Below are 8,637 nucleotides of genomic sequence, written 5' to 3'. Positions count from 1 at the left end.
ACAGTTCTACTTCCGTACAACTGACGTAACCGGTACTATCGAACTGCCAGAAGGCGTAGAGATGGTAATGCCAGGTGACAACATCAACATGGTAGTTAACCTGATTGCGCCAATCGCAATGGACGAAGGTCTGCGTTTCGCAATCCGTGAAGGCGGCCGTACTGTAGGTGCAGGTGTTGTTGCTAAAGTGATCGCATAATCTTTTTAATGTGTTCATTTTGGAAGGGCATCGACAGATGCCCTTTTTATACGTTGTCTTAAGAAGAACCTATCTCATCAATAGTTGTTGATGGGTACATTAAGTATTTGTGCCCAATTATTGGTGAGATAGGCTCTGATACAACGGGTAGGAAAAGTCCTGCTGAATTATGACGCCGAGTCAGATACAATTACAATTATCTTTGGGTTCGGTCTGATTTGTTTTGCTCTTGCGAGGCAAGCTGGCTATCTATTTACATCATAGTTACTTACAAATAGTTACAGGTTGGTTTATGAGTGCGAATAGCAATGCTCAAGAAAGCGGGCGTGGTCTTGATATAGCAAAATGGCTATTGGTAGCAGTGCTGCTGGTGGTTGCTATAGTGGGTAATTACTATTACCGGGAGTATAACCTGCCTCTGCGCGCGATAGCCGTTGTTGCTATTGTTGCCCTTGCAGGAGCAGTTGCATTGTGGACTGCGAAAGGTAAAGCTGCATTAGCATTTGCCCGCGAATCCCGCGTCGAAATGCGTAAAGTCATTTGGCCAACTCGCCAGGAAGCCCTGCATACAACACTGATTGTTGCAGCAGTAACCGCTGTCATGTCTCTGATTCTGTGGGGGCTTGATGGTATTCTGGTGCGTTTAGTTTCATTTATTACAGGCCTGAGGTTTTAAGAATGTCTGAATCCCCAAAAAAGCGTTGGTATGTCATACAGGCATTTTCTGGGTTTGAAAGCCGCGTAGCCCAATCTCTGTCCGAACATATCAAATTACAGGATATGGAAGACTCTTTCGGTGAAGTTATGGTGCCGAAAGAAGAAGTTATTGAGATCCGCAGTGGCCAGCGCCGTAAAAGCGAGCGTAAATTCTTCCCGGGCTATGTCTTGGTACAAATGGTAATGAACGATGACACATGGCATCTGGTTCGTAGCGTACCTCGCGTAATGGGTTTTGTTGGCGGTACATCTGACCGCCCGGCACCAATCAGCGATAAAGAAGTCGATGCTATTATGAATCGTCTTCAGCAGGTTGGTGATAAGCCACGTCCAAAAACTTTGTTCGAACCAGGCGAAATCGTCCGTGTCAGCGATGGTCCATTCGCAGACTTCAAGGGTGTTGTGGAAGAAGTCGATTACGAGAAGAGCCGCCTGAAAGTTTCGGTTTCTATCTTTGGTCGTGCTACGCCGGTTGAGCTGGATTTTGGTCAGGTCGAGAAAGTCTGATCTGATGCTTAATTAAGCGAATTGGCTTGCAAAAGGTGTGAAATTAAAATACAATTTCGCGCCTTTTGTTTTTATTCGGATGTATTCGGATAGGCAACTAAGTCTGATTACAGACATAATTTTTTGTGGTTCGGCCTTATATTTATTATTCGGCGGGGCCTGAAACGTTAGGGGAGCCTCTTTTCTGAGGCGATAATACCCACATAGAGGAAATATAGATGGCTAAGAAAGTACAAGCCTACGTTAAGCTGCAAGTTGCAGCGGGTATGGCGAACCCAAGCCCACCAGTTGGTCCAGCACTGGGTCAGCAGGGTGTTAACATCATGGAATTCTGTAAAGCGTTCAATGCTAAAACTGAAAGCATTGAAAAAGGCCTGCCAATTCCAGTTGTTATCACTGTTTATGCAGACCGTTCTTTCACTTTCGTTACCAAAACTCCACCTGCAGCGGTTCTGCTGAAAAAAGCAGCAGGCGTTAAATCTGGTTCCGGCAAACCGAATAAAGAGAAAGTTGGTAAAGTAACCAGCGCTCAGGTTCGTGAAATTGCTGAAACTAAAGCAGCGGACATGACTGGTGCTGACGTTGACGCGATGATGCGTTCAATCGAAGGTACTGCTCGTTCCATGGGCCTGGTAGTGGAGGGTTAATCAATGGCTAAACTGACTAAGCGCATGCGCACTATTCGTGAAAAAGTTGATGCAACTAAGCAATATGACATCAACGAAGCCGTTGCTCTGCTGAAAGAACTGGCTACTGCTAAGTTCGTAGAAAGCGTTGACGTAGCTGTTAATCTTGGCATCGATGCTCGTAAATCTGACCAGAACGTTCGTGGCGCAACTGTACTGCCACACGGTACCGGTCGTTCAGTACGTGTTGCTGTATTTACTCAGGGTGCAAACGCTGAAGCGGCTAAAGCTGCTGGCGCAGAACTGGTAGGTATGGAAGATCTGGCTGAACAGATTAAGAAAGGCGAGATGAACTTCGACGTAGTTATCGCATCTCCAGATGCAATGCGCGTTGTTGGTCAATTGGGCCAAATCCTGGGTCCACGTGGTCTGATGCCAAACCCGAAAGTTGGTACTGTAACTCCTAACGTTGCTGAAGCTGTACAGAACGCTAAAGCTGGTCAGGTTCGTTACCGTAACGACAAGAACGGTATCATCCACACCACCATCGGTAAAGTTGACTTTGACGCTGACAAACTGAAAGAAAACCTGGAAGCTCTGCTGGTTGCGCTGAAAAAAGCTAAGCCATCTTCTGCTAAAGGTGTTTACGTTAAGAAAGTTAGCCTGTCCACTACCATGGGCGCTGGTGTTGCAGTTGACCAGTCTGGTCTGAACACCGTAACAGCTTAATAATTTAAGCTGAAAGCGAATATCGCTTTACCTTAGCGTCAGATTTGTCTAAAATCTGACGCTTCGAATTTGCCTGAGCAGATGTATAACAATTCATAATAATTGGTACATAAAGTGTGTTCAGGGCAAATCACAATTTTTCGGTTGGAGCTTGGCCTAATCCAAGCCCCGTCCAAGACCGCAGGCGTAAGTACGTAGAAATTACTTACTTAATATCCTGCGTAGACGGTGACAGAGCCAAATGAAATTTATTTTCTGGATTCTGCTCACCGTGTTTTAGCGCTCAGGCACATCCTGTGCCTTGAGTGAAGTGAGTTCCGGGTTTTCCCGGTTAATCCAGGAGCAAGAAGCTAATGGCACTAAATCTTCAAGACAAACAAGCGATTGTTGCTGAAGTCAGCGAAGTAGCCAAAGGCGCGCTGTCTGCGGTTGTTGCGGATTCTCGTGGCGTTACCGTAGATAAAATGACTGAACTGCGTAAAGCATGCCGTGAAGCTGGTGTTAACGTACGTGTTGTACGTAATACCCTGCTGCGTCGTGCTGTTGAAGGTACTGAATATGAGTGCCTGAAAGAAGCGTTCGTTGGTCCAACCTTGATTGCTTTCTCTTCTGAACATCCGGGCGCAGCTGCTCGTCTGTTCAAAGATTTCGCGAAAGCGAACCCTGCATTCGAGATTAAAGCGGCAGCCTTTGAAGGTGAGTTTATTCCAGGATCAAATATCGATCGTCTGGCAACACTCCCAACTTACGATGAAGCAATTGCACGCCTGATGGCAACCATGAAAGAAGCCGCTGCAGGCAAACTGGTTCGCACTCTGGCTGCGCTACGCGATCAGAAAGAAGCTGCTTAATTGCTTATTTCCTTCGTTGCTTTTTAACGTATAAATTATTTCTGAATTTTAGGAACACTTGTTATGTCTATCACTAAAGAACAAATTCTGGACGCAGTTGCAGAAATGTCTGTAATGGACGTTGTTGAACTGATCAGCCTGATGGAAGAAAAATTCGGCGTTTCTGCTGCTGCAGCTGTAGCTGTAGTTGGTGGCGCTGCTGAAGCAGTTGAAGAAAAAACTGAATTCGACGTAATCCTGACTGGCGTTGGCGCTAACAAAGTTGCTGTAATCAAAGCAGTACGTGGCGCAACTGGCCTGGGTCTGAAAGAAGCTAAAGACCTGGTTGAAAGCGCACCAGCAGCACTGAAAGAAGCTATCAGCAAAGACGACGCTGAAGCTCTGAAAAAATCTCTGGAAGAAGCAGGTGCTTCTGTTGAGATCAAGTAAGATCAGTTTGAAGTTCGCAGCCTGATTTACAAGGCTGGCGGCTGGCGGTTTTTTAATCGCCAGCCTTTTTGCGCTGTAAGGCAGCTTGTTGTTTTGCAAGGATCTTGTTTTACCAAGATGACTTCACAAAAAGAATGCCTTACAGAGCACATGCAGGGAGTTAGTAGCATTTCACACTGTTTGGCTGCTAATAACCCAAAATACTCCTTCCTATTGACGACTTAATATACTGTGCTCTCAGCTACGATCCTCTCGGGTAGCTCGGTAGTAAGGTAGCGCAATGAAATGATTTAAGAGTAATAGCAATGAGTATTACGGAAAATATTCTGTTTTCTGTTCGAAAAAATAGTGTTGCCGAGTGCTGTCCTTAAGGGCGGACAGAGTGGGTCACTTATCAGCGAGCTGAGGAACCCTATGGTTTACTCCTATACCGAGAAAAAACGTATTCGTAAGGATTTTGGTAAACGTCCACAAGTTTTGGATGTTCCATACCTTCTTTCTATCCAACTTGACTCGTTCCAGAAGTTTATCGAGCAAGATCCTGAAGGCCAGAATGGACTGGAAGCGGCCTTCCGTTCTGTGTTCCCAATTCAGAGTTACAGCGGCAGTTCTGAGCTGCAATATGTAAGCTACCGTCTTGGCGAACCTGTTTTTGATGTTCAAGAGTGTCAGATTCGCGGCGTCACTTATTCCGCTCCCCTGCGCGTTAAACTGCGTCTGGTGATCTATGAGCGTGAAGCGCCGGAAGGCACAGTAAAAGACATCAAAGAACAAGAAGTCTACATGGGTGAAATTCCACTCATGACTGATAACGGGACTTTCGTTATCAACGGTACTGAGCGCGTAATCGTATCTCAGTTGCATCGTAGCCCAGGCGTTTTCTTTGACAGCGATAAGGGTAAAACCCATTCATCCGGTAAGGTACTGTATAATGCACGTATCATTCCTTACCGTGGTTCATGGCTGGATTTCGAATTCGATCCTAAAGATAACCTGTTTGTGCGTATCGACCGCCGTCGTAAATTACCGGCTTCGATTATTCTGCGCGCGATGGATTACACTAGCGAAGACATTCTGAATCTGTTCTTCGACAAGACCACGTTCGAAATTCGCGACAACAAATTGCAGATGACTCTGGTTCCAGAACGTCTGCGTGGTGAGACAGCTTCATTTGATATTGAAGCAAACGGCAAAGTGTATGTTGAAAAAGGCCGTCGTATCACTGCACGTCATATCCGCCAGTTAGAAAAAGATCAGGTAGACCGCATTGAGGTGCCTGTTGAATATATCGCGGGTAAAGTTGTTGCAAGAGATTACATCGATCAGAATACGGGTGAAATCATCTGTACTGCGAACATGGAACTCTCTTTGGACCTGCTGGCACGTTTGAGCCAATCTGGTCATAAAACCATTGAGACCCTGTTCACCAACGATTTGGACCACGGTGCATACATCTCCGAAACTCTGCGTATTGACCCAACCAACGATCGCCTGAGCGCATTGGTTGAAATCTACCGCATGATGCGTCCGGGTGAACCACCAACACGTGAAGCAGCAGAAAACCTGTTTGAGAACCTGTTCTTCTCTGAAGATCGTTATGATCTGTCTGCTGTTGGCCGTATGAAGTTCAACCGTTCACTGGATCGTGAAGAGATTGAAGGTTCTGGTATCCTGAGCAAAGCTGACATCATCGATGTCATGAAAAAGCTTATCGATATCCGTAACGGTAAAGGCGAAGTGGATGATATCGACCACTTGGGCAACCGTCGTATCCGTTCCGTTGGTGAAATGGCTGAAAACCAGTTCCGTGTTGGTCTGGTACGTGTAGAGCGTGCGGTGAAAGAGCGTCTGTCTCTGGGTGATCTGGATACCCTGATGCCTCAGGATATGATCAACGCTAAGCCAATTTCAGCAGCAGTGAAAGAGTTCTTTGGTTCCAGCCAGTTGTCTCAGTTTATGGACCAGAACAACCCACTGTCTGAAATCACTCACAAACGTCGTATTTCTGCTTTGGGCCCAGGCGGTCTGACCCGTGAACGTGCAGGCTTTGAAGTTCGAGACGTACACCCGACTCACTATGGTCGCGTATGTCCAATCGAAACGCCTGAAGGTCCGAACATCGGTCTGATTAACTCACTGTCCGTTTATGCTCGTACCAACGAATACGGTTTCCTTGAAACCCCTTATCGTTTAGTACGTGACGGTGTGGTAACAGATGAGATTCATTACCTGTCAGCGATTGAAGAAGGTAACTACGTCATTGCGCAGGCTAACTCCGCACTGGACGAAGAAGGCCACTTCATTGAAGAACTGGTAACCTGCCGTCATTATGACGAATCCAGCTTGTTCAGCCGTGATCAGGTTCAGTACATGGACGTTTCGACACAACAGATCGTGTCCGTCGGTGCTTCCCTGATCCCATTCCTTGAACACGATGACGCCAACCGTGCATTGATGGGTGCAAACATGCAACGTCAGGCGGTTCCGACTCTGCGTGCAGACAAGCCGCTGGTTGGTACAGGCATGGAGCGTGCGGTAGCGGTTGACTCCGGTGTAACCTCCGTTGCTAAACGCGGCGGTGTGGTTCAGTACGTTGACGCATCCCGTATCGTGATTAAGGTTAATGAAGATGAAATGTACGCAGGTGAAGCGGGCATTGATATCTACAACCTGACCAAGTACACCCGTTCCAACCAGAACACCTGTATCAATCAGATGCCGTGTGTCTCTCTGGGCGAAATGGTAGAACGTGGTGACGTTCTGGCTGATGGTCCATCCACCGATTTGGGTGAGCTGGCACTGGGTCAGAACATGCGCGTGGCGTTCATGCCATGGAATGGTTATAACTTCGAGGACTCCATCCTCGTCTCTGAACGTGTTGTTCAGGAAGACCGTTTCACCACTATTCACATTCAGGAACTGGCTTGTGTATCCCGTGATACTAAACTGGGGCCTGAAGAGATCACCGCTGACATCCCTAACGTAGGTGAATCAGCGCTGTCTAAACTGGACGAATCCGGCATCGTTTATATCGGTGCGGAAGTGAAAGGTGGTGACATTCTGGTAGGTAAAGTGACACCAAAAGGTGAAACTCAGTTAACTCCAGAAGAAAAACTGCTGCGTGCGATCTTTGGTGAAAAAGCGTCTGACGTTAAAGATTCATCACTGCGTGTACCAAACGGTGTTTCCGGTACTGTTATCGACGTACAGGTCTTTACCCGTGATGGCGTAGAAAAAGACAAGCGTGCTCTGGAAATCGAAGAGATGCAGCTGCGTCAGGCGAAAAAAGACCTGACTGAAGAACTGCGTATTTTCGAAGCTGGTCTGTTTGCTCGTATCCGTACCGTACTGGTTTCCGGTGGAATTGAAGCGGACAAATTAGACAAGTTGCCACGTGAGCGCTGGTTAGAACTGGGTCTGGCTGATGAAGATAAACAGAATCAGTTGGAGCAGTTGGCAGAACAGTATGACGAACTGAAAGCTGAGTTCGAGAAGAAACTGGATGCTAAACGCCGTAAGATCACTCAGGGTGATGACTTAGCACCTGGCGTACTGAAAATCGTCAAGGTTTATCTGGCCGTGAAACGTCAGATCCAGCCTGGTGATAAGATGGCAGGTCGTCACGGTAACAAGGGTGTAATCTCTAAGATTAACCCAATCGAAGACATGCCTTACGATGAAAACGGTACTCCGGTTGACATCGTACTGAACCCGCTGGGCGTACCATCACGTATGAACATCGGTCAGATTCTGGAAACTCACTTAGGTATGGCTGCGAAAGGCATTGGTGAGAAAATCAATGCGATGCTGAAACAACAGCAGGAAGTCGCCAAACTGCGTGAATTTATCCAGAAAGCTTATGATCTGGGTGATGACACCCGTCAGAAAGTTGATCTGAATACCTTCACTGATGACGAAGTGATGCGTCTGGCTGAAAACCTGAAAAAAGGTATGCCAATCGCAACGCCAGTCTTCGACGGTGCGAAAGAGACTGAAATCAAAGAGCTGTTGAAACTGGGTGGCCTGCCGACTTCCGGTCAGATCACACTGTTTGACGGCCGTACTGGTGAGCAATTCGAGCGTCAGGTAACCGTTGGTTACATGTATATGCTGAAATTGAACCACTTGGTTGATGACAAGATGCACGCCCGTTCTACCGGTTCTTACAGCTTGGTTACTCAGCAGCCGCTGGGTGGTAAAGCACAGTTCGGTGGTCAGCGTTTCGGGGAGATGGAAGTGTGGGCACTGGAAGCATACGGTGCTGCCTATACTCTGCAAGAAATGCTTACCGTTAAGTCTGATGACGTTAACGGTCGTACCAAGATGTATAAAAACATCGTGGACGGCAACCACCAGATGGAACCAGGTATGCCGGAATCTTTCAACGTATTGCTGAAAGAGATCCGTTCCTTGGGTATCAACATCGAGCTGGAAGACGAATAATAAATTGTTTTCCGCTGGCACTGCCCGGCCTTATGTTGAATAGCATAGAGTCGGGCAGTCTGCCAGCCAGTGGTTACACTGGTTACAAGGGGGGAGTGGCATGGGCCACTCACCTAACAGGTCTAACTCCGACAGG

General features: G+C 47.1%; 8 protein-coding genes. All 8 read left to right on the top strand.

Annotation, left to right across the window (positions count from 1 at the left end):
- Positions 1–199, top strand: a 199-nt coding sequence (locus Xinn_RS11205) for an EF-Tu C-terminal domain-related protein (RefSeq protein WP_479688276.1), incomplete at its 5' end; no start/stop codon positions are given.
- A gap of 292 nt (positions 200–491) precedes the next feature.
- Positions 492–875, top strand: a complete 384-nt coding sequence (secE, locus tag Xinn_RS11200) for a preprotein translocase subunit SecE (RefSeq protein ID WP_038260752.1) — start codon at positions 492–494, stop codon at positions 873–875.
- Positions 876–877: 2 nt separating this feature from the next.
- On the top strand, positions 878–1,423 hold the full coding sequence (gene nusG, locus Xinn_RS11195; protein ID WP_086954594.1) for a transcription termination/antitermination protein NusG: 546 nt from the start codon (positions 878–880) through the stop codon (positions 1,421–1,423).
- Between the two features lie 218 nt (positions 1,424–1,641).
- On the top strand, positions 1,642–2,070 hold the full coding sequence (gene rplK / locus Xinn_RS11190) for a 50S ribosomal protein L11 (protein ID WP_086954593.1): 429 nt from the start codon (positions 1,642–1,644) through the stop codon (positions 2,068–2,070).
- A 3-nt stretch (positions 2,071–2,073) separates the two neighbouring features.
- On the top strand, positions 2,074–2,778 hold the full coding sequence (rplA, locus tag Xinn_RS11185) for a 50S ribosomal protein L1 (protein ID WP_086954592.1): 705 nt from the start codon (positions 2,074–2,076) through the stop codon (positions 2,776–2,778).
- A gap of 353 nt (positions 2,779–3,131) precedes the next feature.
- Complete coding sequence (rplJ, locus tag Xinn_RS11180) at positions 3,132–3,629, top strand: 50S ribosomal protein L10 (protein WP_086954591.1); 498 nt, start codon at positions 3,132–3,134, stop codon at positions 3,627–3,629.
- Positions 3,630–3,692: 63 nt separating this feature from the next.
- Entirely contained in the window at positions 3,693–4,058 is a 366-nt protein-coding gene (gene rplL, locus Xinn_RS11175) for a 50S ribosomal protein L7/L12 (RefSeq protein ID WP_086954590.1), read from the top strand.
- 414 nt (positions 4,059–4,472) lie between these two features.
- A complete protein-coding gene (gene rpoB, locus Xinn_RS11170; protein ID WP_086954589.1) occupies positions 4,473–8,501 on the top strand; it encodes a DNA-directed RNA polymerase subunit beta in 4,029 nt (1,342 codons plus the stop codon).
- Positions 8,502–8,637: the final 136 nt, after the last annotated feature.

The sequence above is a fragment of the Xenorhabdus innexi genome (genome assembly GCF_002632485.1).
Classification (GTDB): domain Bacteria; phylum Pseudomonadota; class Gammaproteobacteria; order Enterobacterales; family Enterobacteriaceae; genus Xenorhabdus; species Xenorhabdus innexi.
The sequence above is the reverse complement of the archived record's forward strand: the minus strand, read 5'-3'. Positions and strand labels throughout refer to the sequence as shown.